The following is a 25,591-nucleotide window of genomic DNA, read 5'->3' on the forward strand; positions in this document are numbered from 1 at the left end:
TCAAATCGAACAGTGGTTTATTTTTATTTTCATATAGGATGATAAATCAACTTTATTCTATATCCACATGTAATTTTAAAAGGGTAACAACTGTATTTATTATGTACTACAAGTAAAGTTTTGATTTCACATGTTATTCATGCTAAAAACCGAATAGGAACACGTACTCGCATGAACTTCGAGTACAAAACAAATAGGCGAAGCTATAGAATAGGCTTCGCATTAAGCATTTGATTGTAGAGATTTATATACAATTTTATACTTTCACATGTTATTGATCCTTCATTCTTTTTCTTCCGGGTAATGAAAAAAACTCCATTAAATTTGCATACTTAGTATGCGAATTCAGGAGTTTTTTCATATACTACCATTCGGTTTCATTTCTAATTCATTCAACTCACTTTTTACATCTTACTTGTTACTTGGCTCATTCAAAATTAGCACGAGGTTCCTCTAACCGCTTCTTACCTCTCCAGTTAAATAAGCTTTCCGTCTTCGTCTGCTGCCCTGGTTTCACAAACAACATTGCCCCCATTGCAATAGCGGCCGAAATGGCAGCTACGATAAACATAGAAGGATAGCCATAACTTACAACTAAGTATCCAGTTAAAGTCGGGGCTAAGATTGTCGCGATATTAGCGATGAAATGCATAATTCCACTATATGTTCCTGAGTAAGCAGGAGCAGTATCGACAATAATTGCCCAAAATAATGAACTCGGTAAAAAAGCAAACGCATTTCCAAGCGACATAAGCGCTAATACAGCTACGTAATTATTCATCGCTGGAATGAAGCTAAAACAAATTGCTGTCAGTAATAAAGCAATAATCGGTAACCCGGTTCGAGCTAAACGAAGGTTTCCTGTTTTACGTAAAATACGATCAGATAGCTTCGCCCCTAGCGGCAATGTGATGCAAGCTCCGAGCCAAGGAATCATCCCAAGATACCAAAGGGAAGATAATTGAAAATGGAATACATCTTGCAAGTATTTTGGTGTCCAAGTTAATATTAAAAAATTGATATATTGGAAGCAAAAATATGCTATCGTAACCATAACGAATGTCGGAACTTTAAAAAAGGAGTACCATGGCTCTTTTGGAATTTCTTTCTCTACTTTTACTGATTGAAGCACACCTTCCGTACTTCGTATTTCAGCTAGTTCTTCTTTTGTCACTCGCGGATGATCCTCAGGCATATTCGTAAAAGTAAAGTACCAAATAATCGCCCATACAATCCCTATTGTACCGAGGATAAAAAACATGACTTTCCAACTAGTGAAAGATAGCAATAGAACAGCTACAGGTGCTGTTAATACTGCCCCTAACGGAACGCCAACAAAACCAAGGGATGTTAGAAAAGCTCTTTCTTTTGGAGCTGCCCAATTTGCTGCTGTCTTATTCGAAACCGCAAAAGATGGCCCTTCTGTTAATCCAAATAAAACGCGGAAAATAGCAAATCCTATTAAAGCAGACCCTCCAAAAACAGCAATCCCTATTTCTCCAGCAAAAGCGGTCGCAATTTCAAAAATAGACCAAGCCGTTGCTGCTACGATCCATACAAATTTCGGCCCTTTTTTATCTGAAAAAATACCTCCTAATAAAGAACCGATCATGTAACCGTAACCAAAATACCCTAATATAGCTCCCCACTCCTTCGGGTCAAAGCCATATTCCTTTATAATGAAAGACTGCGCATAAGCGATGGCTCCTCGATCAATATAATTTACCATCGTAATAAACGTGAGCATTGTAAAGACATAATAACGAAATTTATTCTTCATCAAAATTCCCACTCCCCCCGCATTCTTTTGTTTTTCTTTCTAATCCTTTAATAGAATGACATGGACCTTACCGGGGCCATGAACTCCAAAAGCTAATTCCATCTCAATATCACCTGTCCGGCTAGGCCCAGTGATAAAATTAATACAGGCAGGTAAACCATTCGAAACCTGTTCATGAATTCTAGTTACTCCTTCTGTTAAGCGTCTATAAATTGTATGTTCTGAGAGAATTGCTACATAAACTGCTGGCAAAACGCTAACTAAACGCCCCCGTCCACCACCATTCCATAAAACAACCGTTCCCGTCTCAGCAAGTCCCATTTCAGCATATGTAATTCCCATATCAACCTGAGCTGCATAATCCCGTAGTTCTCTTTCCCCTTCTTTCCTTTGCCAAATTCGATGAGAAACGAAATTTCCTGTTAAATGCTTTCCTATTTCAAGTTGATGTAATCTATCATCATCCCAATACACCGCAGATTGAACATTAAATTTATGTACAACATACTGAAGTGCACTCCCTATTTCTGAACGGTGTATATGACTTACTTCTGTATGTAACGTATGCAAGTTTGCAATAAACTGCTCTATTAAACTTTTGTGATCTATCTCATTAGAAAAGTGGCTAAGTGGATTGTTTTTCCACCTGGGAGGAGTAACTCCCGAGCGACGTTCTCGATTTAATTTACGTGCGATATTGTTTAAAAAAGACTCTTGTACATCCGTATTCATATTATGAATCCCTCGTTTCTTTTTTCCACCAATCACGGAATGATTGTTTCGCAGGTTTTGGAAAATCTCTACTTTCTGTCCATCCTTTTAATGGACCTGGACCATTCGCAATATAACCATCTTTTGCAAATATCGATAACCCTGTATGTGCCATTTTAATTGCTTTCTCATAAACGAATGGATGACTCACCATAAACGTGAAACCTTTAAAGGCAAGTTGCTCAAATTTCGTTATAAACCCTTGTTCCACGACATCTTTACGATGTTCAATGAGAAGGTCATGTAATGGAATTTTCACAGGGCAAACATCTGTACATGCTCCGCACAAACTTGATGCAAAAGGTAATTCTTTTAACTCTTCATATCCTTCTAATAAAGGCGCAAGTACTGCTCCAATTGGCCCGCTATAAACACTTCCATAAGCATGTCCTCCAATATTGCGATACACAGGACAAACATTTACACATGCTCCGCACCTTATACACTTTAATACTTCTTCATAAGCAGTTCCTAAAAAATCAGAACGGCCATTATCTAAAATAATTAAATGAAATTCTTCAGGTCCATCCATATCTTCATGTAAACGCGCCCCATTAATTCCAGTTACATAAGATGTAATCTTTTGGCCTGTAGCACTTCTTGTTAACATCGAAACGACTACATCAAGATCTTTCCATGTCGGAACAAGGCGTTCCATCCCCATAATCGCAATATGAACCTTTGGCAATGTCGTAGTAAGGCGAGCATTTCCTTCATTACTTATAAGAACAACTGATCCAGATTCCGCTACCGCAAAGTTACAACCGGAAATACCAATATCAGCTTCTAAAAACTCTTTACGCAATTGCTCCCTAGCAAATTGTAGTAATTGATTCGTATCAACTGGGATCTTTCTTCCTGCTTCCTTAGAAAAAAGCTCTGCTACTTGTTCCTTCGTCTTATGAATGGCCGGGGCGATTAAATGGGATGGCGTTTCTCCAGCTAATTGAATAATATACTCCCCAAGATCAGACTCTACTACTTTTACCCCCATCTCTTCTAAGTTTTTATTAAGATGTATTTCTTCTGAAACCATGGACTTTGACTTAATTACTGATCTCGCTCCTTTTTTTCTTACGATTTCAGAAACATATGATACAGCATCTTCTGCTTTGAAAGCGAAATGCACATGCCCCCCATTTTTCCGAACATTAGTAGCTAATTGTTCCAAATAACTATCTAAATTTCCGATTGTGTGCATCCGAATTTCAGATGCTGCCTCGCGCCATTCTTCCATATTCCCTAATTCCTGTGTAGCTTGTTCCCGTCCCATCCGAAGCCGATCTTGTGTAAACGGAACCGCGCTTCTCATCTGTGGATCTTGCAACGCTTTATCTACTCTTTTCAAAAAATCTAGTTCCCCCGCCACACTCATTTATTCAGCCCCTTCGCCAGTACTTCTGCTACATGTAACACTTGAATATTTTTATTTTTCCTACGCAATCTTCCCCCAATATTCATAAGACATCCCATATCTGCTCCAATTAAGAGATTTGCTTCTGTCGCCTCGATATGTTTTATTTTTTCATCAACCATCGTTTCAGAAATCGAGCTCATTTTCACTGCAAAAGTACCACCAAACCCGCAGCAATCTTGGCAATATGGTAATTCTTTTATGTCTAGACCTTCTACTTGCGATAATAACTTCAGTGGTTCCTCTTTAATCCCGAGCGCCCGACTCATATGACAAGATTGATGGAAAACAGCTTTCTCAACCAACTTAGATTTCCAATCATTTTTCCCAAGTACATTCACTAAAAAGTCCGTCAACTCATACGTTCTATCCGCTAAATGAACCGCTTTTTCATACCATTCACTATCACCTTTAAACATCTCTTTATAATAATGATGAACCATGCTAGCGCAAGAACCTGAAGGCGTCACAATATATTCACTATGTTCAAATGCTTTAATCATTTGCTTTGCTGCTAGTTTTGCATCTTCTTGATATCCACTATTGTAAGCTGGTTGTCCGCAACAAGTCTGTCCTTCAGGGAAATCTAGTTCCACTCCGCATTGATTCATAATTTCTACGACACTCTTACCTACTTGAGGAAAAAACACATCTGATAAACAAGTAATAAATAACGAGACTTTCATCAAAATCCCCCCTCAAAACGATATGATCTATTTTCAAGTTATTACTTTTTTGAATATTATTTTAAATTTTTAGAATTTTCTATTTTTAAAACTTTTTGTTTATGATATCATGTGGGAGATTATATGAAAACTATCTATAAGGTTGTTTTCCCATACAAAAATGGTATAGAAAGGGACTTTGACATGGATATAAGAAAACTTCGTTACTTTATTGTAATCGCTGAAGAAAAACAGCTTACCCGTGCTGCCCAACGACTTCATATGGCACAGCCACCTCTAAGTAGACAACTATCGCTACTAGAACAAGAATTATCAGTAAACCTCTTTGAAAGAAACGGCCGAAATATGCATTTGACTGAAGAAGGAAAAATTTTATATACGAAAGCAAAAAACATTATTCATCAATTAGAAGAAACTATTACGGAGATTAAAGATACTGGTGAAGGGCTAAGGGGCAAGCTATCTATTGGAGCATTTCATTCTTGCATTCCTTTTCTCTCTGAAAAAATACGCTATTTTCAAGATAACTATCCAAATGTGAACTTAAAAATATGGGAAGGTGGCCCTTCATACTTAATAGAGCAATTAGAAAATCGGCATATCGAACTCGCTATTTTGCGTACACCTTTTAATAAAGATGTTTTTTCTAGTATATGTTTATCAAAAGAACCTTTCGTATTAGTCATGCCTGCTAAATGGGAACTATATCATTCTCACCTCCCAATCCCTCTAACCGAATTAAGCCATATTCCCCTTTTACTTTTACATAAAGATAAAGAAAATAGCTATCATCAGCTCGTCATCGATGAATGCAAGCACCTTGGTATAACATTAAATATAGCATGTGAATGTCCTGACTCAGCATTTATTCTTATGCTTATCATGACTGGCATCGGTGCCTCTATCTTGCCGAAAAGTGCTGTATCTCATATCCCACAAGAATTTATAAAAATAGTAGATTTAATAGATTTCCCTTATGAGTCTGAATCATCAATTATATGGCTGAAAGATCGGAAGCTTTCTAAAAGAGCGCAACGATTTATAGAATGTACATAAATTAATTTTAGAGGTGTAGCGATGTATTTCTTCGATTTTTCACCACTATTACCTCGTTTATCAAATTATTTCTTCTATTATTATCATTGAACATGTTATAGGAGTCGCTTATGTGAATACGAGAATAGCTTATTAATCCTTCTAAACAAAAAAACAAAGACGCGAAGTCATAGAAGAGACTTCGCATCTTTGTTTTTTTAAAGAGATTTATATAAATAGAAATCCTCCGTAAGGTCTTTACCACGAGGGTCACACCTTACTGCTTTGTATCCCATTTTTCTAAATAGACGTAGAACAATACCCCATCCTCAGTATTATTTTGAAAATCGAATGATTAAACTGGATTTACTTATCTTTCTCCATATATTCTTTAATCTTTCGTTCTTCCCACTCTTTTCCGAATATCCCAAATGGAAAAGTTGTCAAACCATGTATAACGATACCAATCCCCCAGCCTGCAAGTGGATATAAAAACCATAATTTACTTGAATCAGAGCTTATATTTATAAAAAAAAGCATTAAGTTAACTAGTATATATAATGCTAAATGAATATAAAACGCTTTTAAATTCTCCACTCTTTTTTTAGCTCGTAAATAATTCTCATCTCGCTCCATATATAAACACCTCTTTCATTATTGTATTTTTTAAATTTACTCCGATTTAAACATCATATTCTAGTCAGGAATACCTTATTCTCAAAAAATACAAAACAAAAAAGTACCTAGCAAATGGTCATGTGTATGACCATTTGCTAGGTACTGAATAATCCATTTATTATTTACAGAAATCTAATTAAGACCAAATCCAAACATCGTCATTATTTTCAACGTTGTTTTTTACTTCATGCACTTTTTCGATATGATCAACTGTGTTCCAATTAATAGAACTTCCACCCCAGCCCACATAATTCATATCAATTTTCACTTTCTCACCCACATTAAATACTTGTCCCTTTGTTAAGAAAACATCAATAATATCTTTCTTCCCGTTTAACGATGGATACCCCACTACGACATATTTAGTAGCACCGTCTGTTCCTACTTTTGATACTTCACCAATTACATAATCAGGTGAGCCATCTTCTTTCATGTGCATGCCTAACTTGTTTGTTGTATTTTCAATTGCAGTTGCAACCATATATTCTGTAAAATTACGCATCATAGATCCAGTAGCTTTAACCTCATCTCCTACTTTCACATTTGAGAAAGTATCCATGTATACACTAACAGGTTCTTCGTATTGCTTAGATTTTACGACAATTACACCGTTATCTACTTCTACTACTCGTCCTTCTAACGTCGAGAAATTCGATTCAATAGAAGCTGCACTCGCTGTTGTTACTTCTAGTCCTGGTAAATTTGTTCCTGATAATGCTGCGATTCCTAAAGCACCTGCTAAAATTAATTTTTTCATACCCATTATGAAACATCTCCATTCATGATGATTTTATATTTGATTGGATACGACCAACCTGTAACTATTATAGTTACAATTCATAAAAAATAGCAACCCTCTTTCTCATGCAATGATGCATACTGTACTTTTTAAATATAAAGCGTTTTTCCCTATATTCAATACTACTGCTAAATTCTTGTACACCAGCAGGTAAACGAATTGATAATGAAGAAACTAATGTCATGCATCATATTTTTCAATACTACAGTTTGATAATCGTAGTCCATTACATTATGTAGGAGCGGAGTTAACATGTTAATAAAACCAAAGAGATTACAGGCAGGAGATGTTGTGGCAACAGTAAGTCCTTCATGGGGAGGAGCAGGTGATCCTGAAATAAGATGGCGATATGAGCAAGGGGTAAAGAGGTTAGAAGAAGTTTTCGGTCTTACCATTATCCCAATGCCAAATAGTTTAAAAGGTAGCGAATTCATTTATAACAACCCACAGGCTCGTGCGGAAGATTTAATGACAGCATTTAAAGATACGCGCGTGAAAGCAATTATTGCGAATATTGGCGGTCAAGATAGCATTCGCTTACTTCCTCATATAGATTTTAATGTAATACGTGAAAATCCGAAAATTTTTATGGGATACTCTGACGTTACTATTTCACATTTATTTTGTCATAAAGCAGGTCTTTCCTCTTTATACGGTCCGGCAATTTTGACCGACTTTGCTGAAAATGTAGAGATGGATCCATATACGGTTGAAATGGTAAATCGAACTCTCTTTTCCAATGAAGTGATTGGCGAAATTCAACCAGCTCCTGAATGGACGAGTGAACGTTTAGAATGGATAGAGATAAATAAGGATACAAGACGGACGATGCAGCAAAACAATGGATATGAGGTACTTCAAGGTTCTACTACTGTACAAGGGCGTTTAATTGGCGGATGTATAGAAGTACTGGAATTTGCAAAAGGAACGGAACTTTGGCCTGAGAAAAAACATTGGGAGGATAGTATTCTCTTCTTTGAAACTTCTGAAGATCATCCAGAACCAAGTTATATAAAGTATTGGTTACGAAATTATGCAGCGCAAGGCATTCTGCAAAAAGCAAAAGGTATCATTTTCGGTAAACCGAAAGATGAACAATACTATGAAGAATATAAAGATGAAATACTGAAAGTTATGAGAGAATATAACTTAGAAGATTTGCCGATTCTTTATAATTTAAATTTTGGCCATACTGAACCGAAGTTTATTTTACCTTACGGCGCAATGGCAGAAATTGATTGTGGAAATGGATCGTTCTCTATTTTAGAAAGTGGCGTGGAATGAATAAAATCACTCCTATGAGATATGAATGTGAACGGATACTTTTTAAAAGTATATAATTGGAGGGAGATTACGTGTATGGAAGTAACATTTACAGTAAGTAAATGGGATGAAAAACCAATTGATGATACAAAAAAAGATTTCCCTATTAATATTGCCCATGTTGAATATGATATTGATGGGGAATTAAAAGGAAAAGCTTTTGTTGAATACTTATTATATTATTTAGACTCAAATATAAATGATGGTCACTTGGCTACTGCTAAAATTTCTGGTTTTTTACACTTTGAAGGGATTTATAAAGGGCAACAAGGGACATTTACAGCTATAGAGCAAGGAATATTTGATAAAGGAAATTTAGATTCTCCAGGAACAATTATTAAAGCTACCGGTAACTTAGAAAACCTGAGAGGATCCTATCATTATCAGTTTGCAGGTCAAACTAGTAAACTAATTTTAGAGTTTGAATTTCAGCAAAATATCCTATAATTTAGTGGAAAGGACATTTCTTGTAATACTAGGAATGTCCTTAACTCTTTTAAAATAAGAAAAACCGAAACTAAAATCATTTCGGTTTTTCAAACTAATGAAGTCTATATTTATTTTAAAGAATGTACAAACAACCCACTGCGCAGTTTCGGTTCAAACCACGTTGATTTTGGTGGCATAACTTCTCCAGCGTCTGCGATTGCTAATAAAGATTCCATTGATGTCGGATATAGCGAGAACGCCGCTTTATATTCACCGCTATTTACAAGGCGTTCTAGTTCTTCTAATCCGCGGATTCCTCCGACAAAGTCGATACGTGAATCAGATCGCGGATCATGTATTTCAAGTACTTGGCTTAATAAGTGATCTTGCAGAATAGATACATCTAAACCTTTCACAAGATCATTCGCATCAAACGTTTCCTCTTTCACTGTGAGCTTATACCACTTCTCGTTCACATACATGCCAAATGTTTTTGGTTCATTTGGTTTATACGGAGATACAGATGCTTCTTCTACATAAAAGTACTGCGTAATTTGATTTAAAAACTGTTCCTCTGAAAAGCCATTTAAATCTTTCACAACTCGGTTATAGTCCCAAATTGATAATTCATCGTGAGGGAATAGCACGGATAAAAAGAAATTAAACTCTTCTTCTCCTGTGTAATTCGGATATTGCTCTCTTCGCATGAGCCCTACTTTTGCAGCTGATGCCGAGCGGTGATGTCCATCTGCAATATAAAGATTAGGAATATCTTCAAATAAGTTTACTAAACTTGCAATTACTTCTTCATCATCTATTTTCCAAGCAATATGCCTAACGCCGTCTTCCGCTGTAAATGTATAGATTGGCGTATGTTCTGCTTTCCAGTTTGCGATGAAACGTTTCACTTCTTCTTTTGTACGATATGTTAAAAAGATAGGACCTGTATTTGCGTCACACACATCTACGTGGCGAATACGATCAAGTTCTTTTTCATGGCGCGTTCTTTCATGTTTTTTAATTGTATCGTCTTCATACTCATCAATAGATGTACAAACGACAAGACCGGACTGCGTTCTTCCTTGCATCGTCAGTTCATAAATATATAGTGCTGGCTCTTCGTCTTGAATGAACACTTCTTCTCGTATCAATCGATTTAAATTTTCACCCGCTTTTTCATATACGCGATCATCGTACGGTGAAAGCGCTGGGTCTAAATCAATTTCTGCTTTATCAACGTGTAAGAAAGAATACGGATTCCCTTTTACAACCTCTCTTGCTTCTTCACTATTTAATACGTCATATGGTAAAGCTGCAACTTGTGCTGCTTTTTCTTCTACTGGACGAATGGCCCGAAACGGTCGGATTTTTGCCACATTCCTCTCTCCTTTACACAATCATTCGAACGGCTACAACACCTGTAATTTTGCTTATATTTTCCACAATGTTCTCTTTTATTATATCATCAATTCCGTTATCAATATCAATCATCGTGTACGCCCAAGAATGTTTACTACGATTAATCATATCCGCAATATTTATATGATGTTCTGCTAAACATCCTGTAATTTGTCCTACCATGTTCGGAACGTTTTGATGCATGATTGTAATACGTTTCTTTCCGATATACGGCAATTCTACGTTTGGATAGTTGACTGAGTTACGAATATTTCCTGTCTCTAAATATTCACGTAATTGACGCGCTGCCATGACTGCACAATTTTCTTCTGATTCAGACGTAGATGCACCAAGGTGAGGCGTCGCAGTTACATTTTTCATCTTTATCACATTTTCATTTGGGAAGTCCGTTACGTAATGTGCAATAACATCTTCTTCTAACGCTTTTTGAAGAACCTTTTCATCTACAAGTTCACCTCTAGAAAAATTGAATAGACGCATCCCTTTTTTCATCTTCTCTACAGCGTGTTCACCAATAATCCCCTTCGTTTGATTCGTAAGAGGAATATGCAGTGTAATATAATCACACGTTGCAAAAATTTCATCTAAACTAAATGCTCTTTGCACATGTGTAGAAAGGCGCCAAGCTGTTTCAACTGAAATGTAAGGGTCATATCCGACAACGTCCATCCCTAAAGCTAACGCATCGTTCGCAACTAAAGCACCTATTGCACCAAGCCCGATAACTCCTAGACGTTTTCCCGCAATTTCAGATCCAACAAATTGTTTTTTTCCTGATTCAACAAGCTGCGGTACTTCTTCACCTTCTAAATTTTTCGTCCAGCTTACTCCGTTAATAATGTTACGTGAAGACATAATAAGACTGGCGATAATAAGTTCCTTTACTGCATTAGCATTCGCCCCTGGCGTATTAAAGACTACAATCCCTTTTTCTGTACACCGCTCGACAGGAATATTATTTACACCAGCACCAGCTCTGGCAATCGCCTTTAAATCTTTTGAAAATTCTTCTTGATGTAAAGAATAGCTGCGAAGTAAAATACCGTCTGGGTGGTCCATTCTCTCCCCTACTTCATAGCGCTCTCCGCTAAGCACTTGCAAACCTTTTTCTGCAATTTGATTTAACGTTTGAACACGAAACATATCCCCATCTCCCTATCTATTCTCAAGCTCAAATTCCTTCATATAATTTACTAATTGCTGTACGCCGTGTGCTGGCATCGCATTGTAAATACTTGCGCGCATACCACCGACTGAACGATGTCCTTTTAGTGTAACAAGTCCTCGTTCTTTCGCTTTTTGTAAAAACTCACTGTTCAGCTCTTCTGACGGTGTTGTAAACGGAATGTTCATAAGTGATCGATACGTAGGATCAACTGGTGAAGTAAACAATTTTGATTCATCTAAGAAATTGTAAAGAAGTGAAGATTTTATTTTATTTTGTTCTTCAATCGCAGATACTCCGCCTTGCTCTTTCAGCCACTCTAGTACAAGTTTTGTTACGTAAATACTAAAGGACGGCGGTGTATTATATAAGGAGTTATTTTTGCTGTATGTTTCATAGTTTAACATTGTAGGACAAGAGCGATCTGCTCCCCCAATTAAATCTCTTTTTATAATCGCAATCGTTAAGCCTGCTGGCCCTAAATTCTTTTGCGCTCCCGCATATATAAGACCAAACTTCGAAACATCATATCGTTCTGATAAAATATTTGAGGACATATCCGCAACGAGCGGTACTTTATCTACATGTGGAATGTCCACATACTTCGTTCCCTCAATTGTATTGTTCGTTGTAATATGTACATAATCTAGTTTTTCATCGCCTAGTAAACCATCCAGTTTAGGAATTGTAGTAAACTTCTCATTTTCAGAAGAAGCAATCACTTGCACTTCTCCTACTTTTTCAGCCTCTTGCAGTGCCTTTTTAGACCATGAACCAGTCAATACGTACCCTGCTTTTTTATACGTATTCATTAAATTTAACGGTATCATAGAGAATTGTAATGAAGCACCACCTTGTAAAAACAATACTTCATACTCATCAGGAATGTTCATTAATTCACGAAGTAAGCTACCCGCCTCATCTATAATACTTTGAAAATAAGAAGATCGATGACTCATTTCCATAATAGACATGCCTGTCCCGTTATAATTTACAAGCTCCTTTTGCACTTTCTCTAAAACTGGCAAAGGGAGTATTGATGGTCCTGCTGAAAAATTATACACTCTTTCCATCACCCTAATAACCTCCCTATTTCTCATCTTTTATTTTTTAAACTTTCTGAATTATACCTCACAATACAAGACACGGTCAATTTGTTTTCTATTATTACGGCGTAAGAAGCAATGGAATCGCTTGCAAGTGCCAATGTTTTTATAAACACACAAAAAAGTGTTAAGTACATAATCGTACTTAACACTCTAGTAATAAAAGAATAATAGCTAATTATCCGTAAAGAACCGATCAAAAATTTGATAAATTGCAGAAAGACCAATGAGCCAATAAATAGTGTCCACAAGCGCCGGCATAGAACCAAACCATTTCTCAACTACATTGTAATCTAACGCTACAAATAACCAATTCAAACCGCCAAGAATCACCAAAATTACTGTAAGGTAAGACAAAAATTTCATTATGATTGCCCCCTAGGTGATAAGATGGTGAAAGACCTTTCACTAGAAATATATGTGCCAAACTTTAAAACTTACCTATTTTATAAAAATTATTTTCGGTACCAGCTGTTAATAACTGCCGCCGTTTCTTGACTATGTATTTGATACGCATGCGTACTATCATTAGAACCAATAAACCAAATTGAAAAACCTTTAAAATATGGCTTTGGTTCTAATACGTCACGGTAAGCGCGCCATCCGTTTAATTGTACGTCTTTTGAAAACACATTAGAAACATCTGGATTCCACGGATTTTGCAAGCCTAGTTCACGCGCTGGAACGTTAAATCCGCCAAAATAAACCGGTTTTCCTGTTGCTTTATGTAATTGTTCTAGTTGTTGAACAACATTTTGTCCACGGTTATACACTGTCGTCGCAAATAAACTTTGCTTCACTTCTTCGTATGATGGATTTCTTTTTTCCGAAACTTCAAACCAACTATCGATACTAACAATGTCTACCTTCTTTAAATACGGACGATTTATTTTCTCAACAAACTTCGCTTCATATGAAGGATCCCAGCTTGCTGTTAACCACCAATTCATTTGATACAAAACATTTCCTTTATACTGCTGGCGAACAAAATCAATCGTATCGCTCCAATATCCTTCTGCATATTCCATATTCACGAAATTAGAAGCAATCTTGAGCCCGTACACATTGTATTTACTTGTAATCGAGTTAAAGATGTCTTGCAAAATAACCGTTTTCCAATTCCAGAAGAAATCATTAATATTACTTGGATTCCATTCCGTTTCTCCAACATTTCCTTGCTGAATATATGGGAACGGTTCTACTATAACTTGAATATTACGCTTTAATAATTCTTGAATTAAAATAATAGCCTGTTGCTTTTGCGCTTGATTAATTACCATGTTCGTAGAAGTCACATTCGGAATATCTACCTGAATCGGTACATTTACTGTATTTAAATTTAAGCGCTCTACATCAGCTAACACTTTCGCTATATTTCCAACTTCCCATACCGTTACATTTCCTGATTTAATTTTTCCAGATTGAACAGTATTTACATCTGCCTGTACATTTCCTTGAAAACAAAAAGAAAACAGCATAATAAACACTCCTAAAAAACTTATTAAACTCTTATTTTTCTTCACAACTTTCCCCCTATAATTTTTGGCTTTCTTGATTATTTTATACAACGTTTCATATATATTCCACAAAAAACCCAATAAATTTTTATTGATAAAAATGCTATTCATCCCTTATTCACATTTTATTCACAATAAGTTTCCAAAAATAGTAAGATAAATAAAAAAGGAACGGATTTCCGCTCCTTTTTTATCTTTTTACGATTATCAATCCATTTCCCTTTTAGGCTCTACCAACATAATGTGGGATTCCTTTTCAGTGAACGGTTTATGCTCAACGCCCCTCGGGACAATAAACATCTCGCCTTTAGAAATTTTCACCTGTCCATCACGAAAATTGATGAACATCTCCCCTTCAAGCACAATAAATAGCTTATCTGTATTAGGATGCTCATGCCATATAAAATCTCCATTAGCTTTAAAAAGCTGAATTTGATCGTCATTCATTTCACTAATCACTTGTGGATACCAATAATCGTTAATTTTAGATAACTCGTCATTTAGTTTAATAGGTTGGTAATGGATAATGATCCCTCCTCATTTTCAACTTCCACTATATTACAGTAATCTAAGTAAAAAAGTCGTTATTACGCTTAAAAAGAAAATGCTCAGGCCAGAACTTTTCATTCAGATAGTACAAAGGAGTGATTTCAATGAAAGTACTTTCAATCTAATGTTTCCTTTAACTCTCCATAAGTATAGAACAGTGATTTTCAAATAAGAATGGACCTCTGTTGACATTAGTATGGATTATTGATGAACTTCTCGCGATATTTAGTAGGCGAAATGCCAACTCGCTTCTTGAAAACTCTACTAAAATAAAAAGGGTCTGCGATTCCAACAGCCTGCGCAATTTGTTGTACAGGCACACCACTTGTACATAACATTTTTTGAGCCATCTTTATACGATAGTTCAATAAATATTCTGCTGGCCCCATACCTGCATGCTTTCTAAACACGTAAGAAAGACGATTTCGATTAACATTATTTTGTTCTGTAAGCGTATTTATTGTAATATCTTTATAATAGTATTTATGAACATAACTAGATATTCGTTCGAATAAAGTATGCGATTCATAGTTGTTTTCTCTATTGACAACACTTAATAAAGCTTCATTCAACGCTTCGCGAAACAGCATTTCAGTCTGAAACATCGAAATGCCTCCTCGCTGATTATACACATCCCAAAGACGCATAAGTAATTCGACAAGACGAGGAGATTGCCCTGTTAACAATTCAAAATGCTGATGAGTAAAGCCAGAGTCTTCTCGTTCTGAATTGCTTATCCGATATAAAACAAGAATATATTCCCAGTTTATTTCACCAAGCATTTTATGGGCTAATGTCATTTTTGCACCCCCATGTATAACTTTTCCTGGGGAAAGGATATACGGCGTACCATTAAATTGAAATTGCGTCTTCCCTGTAAGTGGAAATACAAATCCTGGGAAAGAATCTGTAGACTCAGCACAAGGCACACCTGGATTTTTAGCATAACGATATACTCCTTCTACTCGGAAAGGAGTATTGGCAAGATACTCTGCTAACTCATTCACGTCCAACTTCACAATGCAAGCCTCATTTCAATTATAGTTTTCTTGTAATTCGTGAGATTAATTGGTGTACATTCTGGGCAACGCTAAACTAAAAATAGTACATACGACTTAACAACATCTAGTTATTAACCTATAAATATATTGTTTTTCATTTATTGACAAAAATATCCTCCCTATATTATTGATAATGATTTTCATTGTAGTTTGATAAAAAAACATTTGTCAAGTTGGATGGCCTAGAAAAATGATGAAACAAGGGGTACAGAGGAACAGTTCTGTTGCAAATAATATCTGGTCTTTGTTAACTAATTCCCCTTAAAACTGGAATGATCATGTTAATAGTTGTAATGGCTTTATTAGTTACAGCACTTGCAGCATGTAGAAATAATCGTAATCCTGAAGAAGTTGCTACAGCGTATTTCGAAGATGGAAACAGCCTACTATCCAATTAAATGATAGTAGGCTGGCTGTTAAAATGATTTAAGAACTGGGTTATGTTCTAAATGATAAGATTTCATTATCAAAAAGATTATTACTAGTCCTCTCCACAAACAAAAACACTCTATCACTTCGGCTCCAAATTTAACACCTTCCCTTCTATCCCCTCCGTATTCAATGTAGTCGTATGATACGTGCCATTTACCCAATCATCTATTTGATCATGATACCAATCACTTCTAAAATGTCCTGATTGTCCTGGTCCTACAATATGATAACCGTTTGACATATCTTTCGTATCAATAACGAATCGCCAAGAAGCTCCGTGATTGACAATACCGTTATCTCCGTAACTCGCCGCTTGAACGGTAACTTGACTTCCGCCAATTGGAACTGGTTTCTCACGATTAAATGCAAGTAGTGCTAACATACTAGATGATTTTGAAATTGGATGTGTAAAAGCAAGTTGATGGTAATCGCCCCACTTCCACTCTGTAACATCGGGTCCATATTCCTTCTGTAATTTCTTCATTACATTCTCGTACGATGTATGCACAACTTTTGTGAAGCCCCCGTATTTCTTAAACCAAGCGCTATTTTCTCCTGCTACTTCTTTTCGAATCAATTCATCCACGACTTGTGACTTCCCTTCAAATAACTCCATCACATCTTTCGGAATTTCTTTTGAAAATAACGTATTTGAAATCTCTTTCATTAATAGATGGAATATTAACGGTGCCGATTCATCTTTACTATCGTAAAAATTCCACTTCGTTAATTGTTTTACGCCCTCTTTCTCTACTTCATTTAAAGATGCTTTATTTAACTCTTTTAAAAATATAGGAGCAAACTCTTTCCCGTATAAATTTTTTTGATCCATCTGTAACTCTTCTAAATCTTTCACTGTATATTTTTCCTTCTCTTGTAAAAACTCTTGAATACGCATTTGCCTATATGGCTGCGCCCACGTATTACTAATATGGTACGGATAATTATCATCTACAATTTTATTATTCGCAGTTGAAATAAACCCTTGTTTTGGATTGATTACTTTTGGAAGTTGATCATACGGGATATACCCTTCCCATTCATATTCATCTGTCCATCCTGGCACAGGCAGACTACCATCACCTTTTTTACGCACTGGTATATTTCCATTTGCTTTATAAGCAATTGTGCCGTCGTTTGATGCAAATACAAAATTTTGAGTTGGTGTATGAAAATCTTGCAGTGCCGTTTCAAACTCATTCCAGTCTTTCGCCTTATTCATATTTAATACAGCCTTTAATTCAGCGGAAGGCTCCAAAGCAGTCCATTTCAAAGAAAATACTGTTTTCGTCTTCTCTTTTCCTTTATCCGCAAACTCTGAAATGACTGGGCCATGCCTCGTAACTGTAACATTATACGGAATTGTTTTCCCGCCTTTTACTTTAATAGATTCATCCACAACGGTAGCTTTTTCCCACTTATCGTTATACAGAAATTCATTTTCATTATTAGGATTTCTCTTCTCAATATATAAATCTTGCACATCAGGACCTGTATTCGTAACGCCCCATGCTATTTTGTCATTGTGCCCTAATATAACCCCTGGTACGCCAGCGAAAATAACGCCACTTACGTGTAAATCTTTCATTTCAAGTTTCGATTGATACCAAATAGAAGGTGTCGCAAGAGATAAATGAGGATCATCCGCTAAAATCGGCTTACCAGACGCACTCTTCTCACCGCTTATAACCCAGTTATTACTACCATTAAACTCTGGTGGAATGATTGCTTTTGCAAAACTTTGTGCAACATTCACATTTGTATTCTCGAGTTCAGCTAGCAATCTAGGCGCATCTTTCGGATATGTAGGAAATAACTCATTTGCTTGCTCTTTCGGCAAATTTTTCAGCGCCCAATATCGAAATGCCTGTCCATGCCAATGTCCGCCTAAATCAAACGCCATATACTTTCCAATTGTTAATGTATCAACAATAGACCATTCAGCAGGTTCGTAGCCTAATATAGTAAACTCAACCGGCAATTTCTTTTCCTCTTTTGCCTCGCGTATAAAAGCGTTCACCCCATCAGCAAATGACTGCAGAGCAAATTTTGCTTCTCCATCATATTGGCTAACAGACGCTTCGGCTGCTCGCCGTAAACCGAGTGTTCGAAACAACTTATCTCGGTCAACAGCTGCTTCCCCCACAACTTCACTTAACATCCCAGAAGCTTGCCTTCTACTTAAATCCATTTGAAATAATCGATCTTGCGCTTGTACATACCCTTGCGAAAAATATAAATCATGTGCATTTTCCGCTTTAATATGTGGTACTCCTTTACTATCTCGCTTTACCGTAACAGCACGTTGTAAATCCTCTAGTTTTATCGTTCCATCTATCTTTGGCACAGATTTCAGCGTATATATGTTTAAAAAAATCGCTGTACAAATAACTAATAAAAGAACGATACTACTAGACCAAATGAAAATTTTCTTACCCCTAGTTCGTTTCTTCTTTATAACAACTTCCATATAACCCCTCCTTTCTCAAACTATTCGCTTCTATTTTGAAAGAACCTTTTTGAAAAGGAAAAATCCTTCTTTTCCCATGTTATGGATCATGTAAACAAACTTCTCCTTCCTTTCCTTCAATTAAATTCCCCTGTCCTTTCTTACACCAATTCCTCAAAATCCCCTTCACATAAGCAAACGTTCGCTTATTCTGTTCAAACGCAATTTTAAGTGCCTCTAGTACGGTATTTCCTGAAACTTTTCGTATCCACCCCTTCAATTCCTCCACAATATATGGAGATAGACTACTTATATTTTGTTCGTAAAATTTGTAAACTTCACTATGTTGAGTATCCTCTTCCACTTCCATATCTTCTATTTTTTCAACAACTTCTTGTAAACTACTAGTATCCTCTTCCTCTGGCATACCAAAATGTTGCAACAACAATGGAATCTTCCATTCTTCTTCCAGACATTTACGTAAAAACATATGTATGAATTCTTTATTTTTTACAGTCTTTAACTCACGTAACACACATTTTTCTACATTCGTATTTAAAATAGGGTTATAGTGTAACCAATTTAGTATGTATAACTCTTTCGTTTCCGCATCGTATAAAATTTTCCCATATGCAACAAACCTATTTAACAGCTTCTCAACAGTCTCCATACTGTAGCCTGTTTCCAGTTCTGCTAAACGTTTCGGTAATACGTAAATTCCACATTGCTTCGTTTTCGTACCAGTTAACAAATATATGTAAAAATAACGCTCCTCTGGCGTTAAATCTAATATGAATTCATCTTGCCAAAAGTTCACTTGCACATTACGGTACACCGCCATATGTTTACCTCCCCCTCGCACTTATAAAAAGGCAGATTTCAATCCTTCAATATACATATAGGAGTGAGGGATTGGTTTTTGCAGTTGAATTCCAAATTTTTTTAACTACTACAACGACGGTTTTATTTTTTCGCGCTTTTTTGTTCTTGTAGTTGTTTTTGTTTTGTTTTTTCTTAGTGATTTATTACTTGGTAGGTGCTTATAAGGGGCTTGCAAGGGGCTTAATAAGGGCTTATATAAAAAGGAGCTGTTCCAAATTCTCATTTTGGATAGCTCCTTTATCATTCTTTCTATTTTTGACTTGCATCTAACATCTTTACTAAAAAGGCAGCTGCTTCACCACGAGTTGCTGTCCCTTTCGGATTAAACACATTATTTCCAACACCTGTAACTACCTTTAAACTGTATAATCGTTGAACATGTTGTTTGTATGTGATTAGATGTTGATCTGTAAATGGTAATGCGACTAGTTTACCTGTAACACCTTTATACTGTAATGCGTTGTCAATCATGATCGATGCTTCTTCACGTGTGATAGATGCGTTAGGATCAAAAATCCCGCCGCCACGACCGTTAATAATTCCTGCACTTGCACTACGTTTAATACCGCTATGAAGTGATGGATGCGCTTTGTTAATGTCTACAAATGACTTATCTCCTTCCGGTAGCTTGAGAGCATTTGAAATTAATGCAGCAAACTCAGCTCTCGTTACATTACGATAAGGCGCAAATACACCATTTCCTTCACCGTGCATAATTCCAAGGCTGTTCAGCTTACGAATGTTCCCTTCAAACCATCCACCTGTAATATCATCTTTTGGTTTTTGTACTTCTTTATGTGGTATATTATAGTTTATTTTAATCCAACTTGGGTTATAGAAAATCCACTCATCGTTACCTACTTTATACCAACCATTTTTAACTGCTAACACTTTGTAACGATCTCCGTTTGAAGCTTTACGAACGATATGATGTTCAAGTCCCGAACCACTACGTACGTTTATACCATCACCATTCACTACAAGCTCCATATTAGGTTCAGCTGGATTATATTCATTTGAATCAAATAGCTCATTTCTTTCTTGTAAAGGCGAATCAATTTGTGCGTTAACATTTGCATACCATTGAATCCCTTGTACGAAGCCAGTCCAATTCCCACGAGAAATTAAAATATCAGGACAGTTTTTCCCGCTCCATTGTTGATGCCTATAAATGTGGTCCGCACTAATACCTTCTTTGTTCATTAAATAACCTGCAAGTCTCTTTGCATTCTCTAGCGCTTTATTGTAATCTCCATCTTGGTTAACCGCAATCTCGATACCGATTGATTCTCTATTTCCGGAACCATCGCCATCTCCTGCATGCCAACCGTTTTCATTTGTTGGTAAGTGTTGATAAATTTGTTTATCGTCTACAGTAAAATGCCATGAAGCTGTTCGGAACGTACCTTCCGTTGCTTGTTTATACAAATATTTAGCATGATTTTCAGCATTTGCACCACGGGCAGTGTTTGCAGTCTCGTGAATTGTAATGTAGCGTGCTTTCATCGGATTTGCAGGGCGAATATCAGGATTTCCTGCTGGAACAATCCACTCTACAAACGGGACACCTGCAAGTGTTCCATATTTCTTCGTAGTCATCGATGCGCTATACTGAATAGCTCTTCGCTTTTCAACCGGCTTCATTTCGCGAGTAGAACCATCATTTCGACCGTCTACATGTTCAAATGCCTTTTCAATATTTGAAATGGCTTCATCTTCTGCTACTTCACCTTTTTTCGCTTCTTTCATTTTATGTAACTCTTCTGTTTCATCATGTTTATGCTTATATTCTTCTAGAAGAATTTCCTCGTTCTCTGATACTTCCGCTTCATTAATTTGCATGTGATCAGGAGTTTCTAGATTGAAATCGGAATAACGTAATCCGCTCGTTCCACGTTCCCCTTGTGCAATACGAAGCTGGTCAGTATGAGATTTATTTAACTCTTCTGCTGATATTGATAAAGGTGCACTCCCTAACATTACTAGACTTGTTGATAGTGCGATTACTCGTTTTTTTATATTCATTGCTGTAATCGATACCTACACTATCCGTGTAAATATCTCAACCTCCCTTTATTTTCTCATTCGTGAAAGACTATGAATCTACTATGTATGAAAATATGTTTATTCCACCTTTTCATTTTATCCCCAGAAGGCGAATTATATTTTCTAGAAAATCCCTTAACAGACATTATTTTATAACCAATTGCTATTGCAGTCAAAAGAACTTGTCCCCTTTTGCACACTACTACTTCTCAAAAAATAGATTAGGATACCTTTTACTGTTTTGCTTCAACAAGAAGGATGTTTATAATTTTTCATAACTATCAAGTCTCTATTAAATAAATGCTGTTTCCTTATACTTTTCTCTTTGAAAATATTAACATTTTTACATTCTTGCGATAATATAGATGTAACCTTTTACATTGAAATGAGTTTTATTTGGAAAGACAACTTACAAAAAAGATAATTAATAAAGTCGATTTCTTATCTCCATAAGAAATCGACTTTATTAATAGTAAATTTAAATATTTTTTCATTTTAGCTTCTATTACAAATTCCCTTTAACATTTTCGACAATCTCGTTTATCGTATTTCGATCAAACTTATCACTAATTTCGTATGGCTCACGATCTCCTACTAATTGTACACCTACAATATCATTGCGGTCCTTACCATATTGCACTTCAATAATCGATCCACGCTCTATTTGCTTCCAAACAAGACCTGCTTCATCTTTATTATCTAACACAATACAGTCCTCAATATTTTCGTCAATCCCAATTAACTTGTTATCATCCATATATCCAACCTCGTATTGTTGACGTTCTTTCGCTTTTCCGCTTACTACTATACCTTTGCTTCCATATGAGTAATCCGTATAATCCTTTTTCTCCGATTGTATCGCTTTCGGCTCTTTTGCTTCAGTTTTTTCAGTATTTTCACAACCCATAATCATACTAATTGGCATCACTGCAGTTAATACTATTCTCGTAAATGTCTTCATCATTTATAACCAACCTCACATGTTTAACTTTACATTCCATTTATCCCCTTACCAAATAATAACATGATAATACCGAGAAAGAGTCAAAGTTAAAGTGAAATTTTAATCATTAGTTTTTTTATGCTAAAACTCTATGTAAAAAGCTAAATTTTCAAAATCACTAACTGAATTATCAACAAATGATAGAAAGTAGACATCCTACTCACATAAGATTTAAAATTAGGAAGTATGGAAAACATGATAAAAAATATAGGTTAGTTGTTCGCAATTAAAATGGTTTTTACATGAAGAAAGGAAGTGCACAGCTTTGGATTTTAAAACAGTTATGCAAGAGCTTGAAGCTCTAGGCAAGGAACGAACGAAAAAAATATACATATCTAACGGCGCCCACGAGCCAGTTTTCGGCGTAGCTACGGGCGCTATGAAACCAATCGCTAAAAAAATAAAAGTAAACCAAGAGTTAGCTGAAGAACTGTATGCCACAGGCAACTACGATGCTATGTATTTTGCAGGGATTATTGCGGATCCAAAAGCTATGAGTGAGTCTGATTTTGATCGCTGGATAGACGGGGCATATTTTTATATGCTATCTGATTATGTAGTGGCAGTAACTTTATCGGAGTCAAATATTGCGCAAGACGTTGCTGATAAATGGATTGCAAGTGGGGACGAGCTTAAAATGTCTGCCGGCTGGAGTTGCTACTGTTGGCTATTAGGAAATCGCAAAGACAATGAATTTTCCGAAAGTAAAATTTCCGATATGCTTGAAATGGTGAAAGATACAATTCATCATTCTCCAGAACGAACAAAATCCGCTATGAATAATTTCCTAAACACCGTGGCAATTTCATATGTACCACTACACGAAAAAGCAGTCGAGACTGCAAAAGAAGTTGGTATAGTTGAAATCAAACGTGATAAGAAAAAAAGCAGTTTGTTAAATGCTACAGAGAGTATTCAGAAAGAACTTGATAGAGGAAGACTTGGTTTCAAACGTAAATATGTAAGATGTTAAAAAAGAAAAAGGTGGTAGCAATCTTTCGTGATTGCTACCACCTTTTTCTTTGACTACTGAACTCTCTTCTTAGAAAACATTCGTTTGCCTCTGGACAACTTATATGTTAGAAGCTTCTTCATTCAATTTATAAACTCTATCTCTTTTCTCATCGTCTTTAATAAAAATAAGCTTTCCTTCTTTAACAAATCCTTCTAATAGTAAGCATACTTCTCCATATGCTTTCGGCTTATTCGTTGTGAATCTTTCATCTGATATTTTTCCAGCTCGTATTAATTGTTCACACAGCTCAAGTGCACTTATTTCTTCAGAATCCATTAATTCCAATATATCTCTTTGCAATGGTGATAAAGGTACTGGTATTTCAGCTACCTCCACTTTTTCTTTCGCGTTTTCTTCTTCAAATAAATCTTCAAATGAAATTTGATTCATTACTTCTTTTCCTTTCTAACGATTGATTTGTATAAAGCGTAGTTATTGTTATGTAGTACGTACCTTAATACATACATGTCAAACTCATGTACATCGTTTCATATAGTATATTTCGATTATACCAAATATACGTTCTGTTTTCTATCGTAGAATGGAAAACAGAACATTTTACTGTATGTATCATCATTAAATAACGCTGAATATCAATTATCCACATTTTTGGTTATATTATCAAAATTCCATCCATATTACGGAAATAAATGACAAATAATTATAACTTACATGTTACAATTACGATGCATGCATTTAGTTGTATTAAATGCATGCATCGTAATGAGTATATTTAATAAAGTTAAATGAAACTGGGGAGGCTTGCGCAAATGGGGAAGAAAACAAGCAAAGCTAAAAATTTTTTCGGATTCGTAATCACCGCAGCACTAGTAACTACAACGATGGTAGGTACAGCTAATGCACAAACAACTACGAATAGCTATAAGGTAGCTAGCAATACGAACACTGTATTTACAGATGTACCAAAGGACCACTGGTCAAAAGATGCTATTGATTACTTAGCGGCAGCAGGGATTTATAAGGGGTATGGAAATGGGAAATTTGGTTTTGGCGACAATGTTACTAGAGGACAGGTAGCTTCTTTAGTCAATCGACATTTAGGTTTAAAAGTAGACGATAAACAAGGAAATATGTTTAGTGATATTACAAATCATATGTTTGAAAAAGATATTAAAGCCATTGCGCAAGCTGGAATTATGACAGGTGATGGAACAGGTACATTTCGTCCAGATGATGTATTAACTCGATATGAGATGGCAGTAATATTACAAAAAGCATTTCATTTAGAATCAAAAGAACAAGGAAAATTTAAAGACGTACCAAAAGGTCATTGGGCTTATGAAGCTGTAAATACACTGCGTAGTAACCGTATAGCACAAGGTGACGAGTCAGGTAATTTTAACGGAAACACATTTGTGAAGCGTGAGCAGTATGCACAATTTTTCTATAATGCAATAGCAAAAAACAGAAATTATAACTTCAACATCAATTCAAAAGAAGAACTGAAACAAATGTTAACAACCGCTTTACAGAATGGAACGTTTGGTCCATTTACATTAAATTCATTGCGTAAAGATATATCTGAAGTAAAAAAAGAATATGGAGTGCCTGATGTTTTGAAAAAAGCACCATGTACAGAATGTGATGCACCTAATATAGCGGTATACGGCGATTATAATATTGATATGTACCCTTGGGACGCTAGATATATATGGGTGAAAATGGATATTTCTATCGATGAATTAAAAGAGTGGTTTGGTGAGCCCGATTTAATCGGAGAGGATATGACTAGCGAAGGCTTTATATATAATCGAGGAAGCTATTCTCTTTATTTCAGCTTCTCTGATGGTTATATTCAACGCGCTGAAATATCTAAACGTGAAGATCGTTAATAAGTTACAAACAAGAAAAAGATCCTTCCATTTACTTTTACATGCAGTTAATCCCTCTCCATACTACCTTTACAAATGAAGATCATTTAGCCTAGTCTTTCATTGGTCAGTATAAAAAAATCCACCCAACTCAAATGAATTGGGTGGCTCTATACCACAAAAAGAATTTGCTATTCGGA

The 25,591-nt window shown here is 35.9% G+C and carries 23 protein-coding genes; 5 read left to right on the forward strand and 18 right to left on the reverse strand.

Annotated features, from left to right (window positions below; all coding sequences use genetic code 11):
• Positions 1–427: 427 nt before the first annotated feature.
• The 4 genes from PQF83_RS10005 to PQF83_RS10020 are packed head-to-tail and all read right to left on the reverse strand — an operon-like array spanning position 428 to position 4,651.
• Entirely contained in the window at positions 428–1,780 is a 1,353-nt protein-coding gene (locus PQF83_RS10005; protein ID WP_000790822.1) for an MFS transporter, read from the reverse strand.
• Between the two features lie 39 nt (positions 1,781–1,819).
• Positions 1,820–2,512: a LutC/YkgG family protein gene (locus tag PQF83_RS10010; protein WP_001090796.1), complete on the reverse strand. Its 693-nt coding sequence runs from the start codon at positions 2,510–2,512 to the stop codon at positions 1,820–1,822.
• A gap of 1 nt (position 2,513) precedes the next feature.
• Entirely contained in the window at positions 2,514–3,926 is a 1,413-nt protein-coding gene (locus PQF83_RS10015; protein ID WP_000109348.1) for a LutB/LldF family L-lactate oxidation iron-sulfur protein, read from the reverse strand.
• Positions 3,923–4,651: a (Fe-S)-binding protein gene (locus tag PQF83_RS10020; RefSeq protein ID WP_000868790.1), complete on the reverse strand. Its 729-nt coding sequence runs from the start codon at positions 4,649–4,651 to the stop codon at positions 3,923–3,925. Before PQF83_RS10020 ends, PQF83_RS10015 begins: the two co-directional genes overlap by 4 nt.
• 183 nt (positions 4,652–4,834) lie before the next feature.
• Here PQF83_RS10020 and PQF83_RS10025 point away from each other — a divergent pair, with 183 nt between their 5' ends.
• Entirely contained in the window at positions 4,835–5,707 is an 873-nt protein-coding gene (locus PQF83_RS10025) for a LysR family transcriptional regulator (RefSeq protein WP_001997873.1), read from the forward strand.
• Between the two features lie 345 nt (positions 5,708–6,052).
• Here the strand turns inward: PQF83_RS10025 and PQF83_RS10030 are convergent, their stop codons facing one another.
• Both PQF83_RS10030 and PQF83_RS10035 read right to left on the reverse strand, forming a co-directional pair.
• Positions 6,053–6,322, reverse strand: coding sequence for a 2TM domain-containing protein (locus PQF83_RS10030; protein ID WP_000438991.1), 270 nt, complete (start codon positions 6,320–6,322; stop codon positions 6,053–6,055).
• Between the two features lie 178 nt (positions 6,323–6,500).
• The gene (locus tag PQF83_RS10035; protein WP_000525530.1) at positions 6,501–7,127 is read right to left on the reverse strand and encodes a F0F1 ATP synthase subunit alpha; all 627 of its coding nucleotides are present in this window, start codon (positions 7,125–7,127) and stop codon (positions 6,501–6,503) included.
• Positions 7,128–7,415: 288 nt separating this feature from the next.
• Between PQF83_RS10035 and PQF83_RS10040 the strand changes: the two genes are divergently transcribed.
• Together PQF83_RS10040 and PQF83_RS10045 are read left to right on the forward strand one after the other, a co-directional pair.
• Positions 7,416–8,447, forward strand: coding sequence for a S66 family peptidase (locus PQF83_RS10040; protein WP_000905864.1), 1,032 nt, complete (start codon positions 7,416–7,418; stop codon positions 8,445–8,447).
• Positions 8,448–8,522: 75 nt separating this feature from the next.
• Entirely contained in the window at positions 8,523–8,933 is a 411-nt protein-coding gene (locus PQF83_RS10045; protein ID WP_000454098.1) for a DUF3224 domain-containing protein, read from the forward strand.
• A 110-nt stretch (positions 8,934–9,043) separates the two neighbouring features.
• Here the strand turns inward: PQF83_RS10045 and PQF83_RS10050 are convergent, their stop codons facing one another.
• The 11 genes from PQF83_RS10050 to PQF83_RS10100 all read right to left on the reverse strand — a co-directional run bounded on the left by PQF83_RS10050 (position 9,044) and on the right by PQF83_RS10100 (position 22,505).
• Positions 9,044–10,291, reverse strand: a complete 1,248-nt coding sequence (locus PQF83_RS10050; protein ID WP_001063063.1) for a DUF1015 domain-containing protein — start codon at positions 10,289–10,291, stop codon at positions 9,044–9,046.
• Between the two features lie 13 nt (positions 10,292–10,304).
• The gene (locus PQF83_RS10055; protein WP_000490260.1) at positions 10,305–11,477 is read right to left on the reverse strand and encodes a 3-phosphoglycerate dehydrogenase family protein; all 1,173 of its coding nucleotides are present in this window, start codon (positions 11,475–11,477) and stop codon (positions 10,305–10,307) included.
• Between the two features lie 12 nt (positions 11,478–11,489).
• Entirely contained in the window at positions 11,490–12,572 is a 1,083-nt protein-coding gene (serC, locus tag PQF83_RS10060) for a 3-phosphoserine/phosphohydroxythreonine transaminase (RefSeq protein ID WP_002163592.1), read from the reverse strand.
• 207 nt (positions 12,573–12,779) lie between these two features.
• Positions 12,780–12,971, reverse strand: coding sequence for a DUF378 domain-containing protein (locus PQF83_RS10065; RefSeq protein WP_000670803.1), 192 nt, complete (start codon positions 12,969–12,971; stop codon positions 12,780–12,782).
• An 89-nt stretch (positions 12,972–13,060) separates the two neighbouring features.
• The gene (locus tag PQF83_RS10070; RefSeq protein ID WP_000739756.1) at positions 13,061–14,128 is read right to left on the reverse strand and encodes a glycoside hydrolase family 113; all 1,068 of its coding nucleotides are present in this window, start codon (positions 14,126–14,128) and stop codon (positions 13,061–13,063) included.
• Between the two features lie 201 nt (positions 14,129–14,329).
• Positions 14,330–14,569: a cupin domain-containing protein gene (locus PQF83_RS10075; protein WP_000997186.1), complete on the reverse strand. Its 240-nt coding sequence runs from the start codon at positions 14,567–14,569 to the stop codon at positions 14,330–14,332.
• Positions 14,570–14,862: 293 nt separating this feature from the next.
• The gene (locus tag PQF83_RS10080; protein ID WP_000762809.1) at positions 14,863–15,690 is read right to left on the reverse strand and encodes a helix-turn-helix transcriptional regulator; all 828 of its coding nucleotides are present in this window, start codon (positions 15,688–15,690) and stop codon (positions 14,863–14,865) included.
• Between the two features lie 553 nt (positions 15,691–16,243).
• Positions 16,244–18,634 (reverse strand): penicillin acylase family protein, encoded by a 2,391-nt coding sequence (locus PQF83_RS10085; protein WP_000454349.1) that lies wholly within the window; start codon positions 18,632–18,634, stop codon positions 16,244–16,246.
• A 79-nt stretch (positions 18,635–18,713) separates the two neighbouring features.
• Positions 18,714–19,454 (reverse strand): DnaD domain-containing protein, encoded by a 741-nt coding sequence (locus tag PQF83_RS10090; RefSeq protein WP_000312106.1) that lies wholly within the window; start codon positions 19,452–19,454, stop codon positions 18,714–18,716.
• Between the two features lie 290 nt (positions 19,455–19,744).
• A complete protein-coding gene (locus PQF83_RS10095) occupies positions 19,745–21,520 on the reverse strand; it encodes an S-layer homology domain-containing protein (RefSeq protein WP_001022218.1) in 1,776 nt (591 codons plus the stop codon).
• Between the two features lie 526 nt (positions 21,521–22,046).
• Positions 22,047–22,505: a hypothetical protein gene (locus PQF83_RS10100; RefSeq protein WP_000978300.1), complete on the reverse strand. Its 459-nt coding sequence runs from the start codon at positions 22,503–22,505 to the stop codon at positions 22,047–22,049.
• A gap of 304 nt (positions 22,506–22,809) precedes the next feature.
• On the opposite strand from PQF83_RS10100, the gene PQF83_RS10105 reads away from it, so the two are divergent.
• On the forward strand, positions 22,810–23,517 hold the full coding sequence (locus PQF83_RS10105; RefSeq protein WP_000346328.1) for a DNA alkylation repair protein: 708 nt from the start codon (positions 22,810–22,812) through the stop codon (positions 23,515–23,517).
• Between the two features lie 99 nt (positions 23,518–23,616).
• On the opposite strand, the gene PQF83_RS10110 is transcribed toward PQF83_RS10105, so the two are convergent.
• Complete coding sequence (locus PQF83_RS10110; RefSeq protein WP_001071911.1) at positions 23,617–23,949, reverse strand: DUF3895 domain-containing protein; 333 nt, start codon at positions 23,947–23,949, stop codon at positions 23,617–23,619.
• Positions 23,950–24,329: 380 nt separating this feature from the next.
• Here PQF83_RS10110 and PQF83_RS10115 point away from each other — a divergent pair, with 380 nt between their 5' ends.
• Positions 24,330–25,412, forward strand: coding sequence for an S-layer homology domain-containing protein (locus PQF83_RS10115; protein ID WP_000516910.1), 1,083 nt, complete (start codon positions 24,330–24,332; stop codon positions 25,410–25,412).
• The last annotated feature ends 179 nt before the right edge of the window (positions 25,413–25,591 follow it).

Source organism: Bacillus sp. FF-1 (assembly GCF_028548245.1).
GTDB lineage: Bacteria > Bacillota > Bacilli > Bacillales > Bacillaceae_G > Bacillus_A > Bacillus_A paranthracis.

Coding starts and splice junctions, on each gene's coding strand:
- PQF83_RS10100 (WP_000978300.1), bottom strand. CDS start 22,505: ATGATGAAGACATTTACGAGAATAGTATTAACTGCAGTGATGCCAATT.
- PQF83_RS10075 (WP_000997186.1), bottom strand. CDS start 14,569: ATGAATGACGATCAAATTCAGCTTTTTAAAGCTAATGGAGATTTTATA.
- PQF83_RS10030 (WP_000438991.1), bottom strand. CDS start 6,322: ATGGAGCGAGATGAGAATTATTTACGAGCTAAAAAAAGAGTGGAGAAT.
- PQF83_RS10010 (WP_001090796.1), bottom strand. CDS start 2,512: ATGAATACGGATGTACAAGAGTCTTTTTTAAACAATATCGCACGTAAA.
- PQF83_RS10110 (WP_001071911.1), bottom strand. CDS start 23,949: ATGAATCAAATTTCATTTGAAGATTTATTTGAAGAAGAAAACGCGAAA.
- PQF83_RS10055 (WP_000490260.1), bottom strand. CDS start 11,477: ATGTTTCGTGTTCAAACGTTAAATCAAATTGCAGAAAAAGGTTTGCAA.
- PQF83_RS10095 (WP_001022218.1), bottom strand. CDS start 21,520: ATGAATATAAAAAAACGAGTAATCGCACTATCAACAAGTCTAGTAATG.
- PQF83_RS10020 (WP_000868790.1), bottom strand. CDS start 4,651: ATGAAAGTCTCGTTATTTATTACTTGTTTATCAGATGTGTTTTTTCCT.
- PQF83_RS10045 (WP_000454098.1), top strand. CDS start 8,523: ATGGAAGTAACATTTACAGTAAGTAAATGGGATGAAAAACCAATTGAT.
- PQF83_RS10085 (WP_000454349.1), bottom strand. CDS start 18,634: ATGGAAGTTGTTATAAAGAAGAAACGAACTAGGGGTAAGAAAATTTTC.
- PQF83_RS10035 (WP_000525530.1), bottom strand. CDS start 7,127: ATGGGTATGAAAAAATTAATTTTAGCAGGTGCTTTAGGAATCGCAGCA.
- serC (WP_002163592.1), bottom strand. CDS start 12,572: ATGGAAAGAGTGTATAATTTTTCAGCAGGACCATCAATACTCCCTTTG.
- PQF83_RS10115 (WP_000516910.1), top strand. CDS start 24,330: ATGGGGAAGAAAACAAGCAAAGCTAAAAATTTTTTCGGATTCGTAATC.
- PQF83_RS10005 (WP_000790822.1), bottom strand. CDS start 1,780: ATGAAGAATAAATTTCGTTATTATGTCTTTACAATGCTCACGTTTATT.
- PQF83_RS10090 (WP_000312106.1), bottom strand. CDS start 19,454: ATGGCGGTGTACCGTAATGTGCAAGTGAACTTTTGGCAAGATGAATTC.
- PQF83_RS10065 (WP_000670803.1), bottom strand. CDS start 12,971: ATGAAATTTTTGTCTTACCTTACAGTAATTTTGGTGATTCTTGGCGGT.
- PQF83_RS10015 (WP_000109348.1), bottom strand. CDS start 3,926: ATGAGTGTGGCGGGGGAACTAGATTTTTTGAAAAGAGTAGATAAAGCG.
- PQF83_RS10040 (WP_000905864.1), top strand. CDS start 7,416: ATGTTAATAAAACCAAAGAGATTACAGGCAGGAGATGTTGTGGCAACA.
- PQF83_RS10025 (WP_001997873.1), top strand. CDS start 4,835: ATGGATATAAGAAAACTTCGTTACTTTATTGTAATCGCTGAAGAAAAA.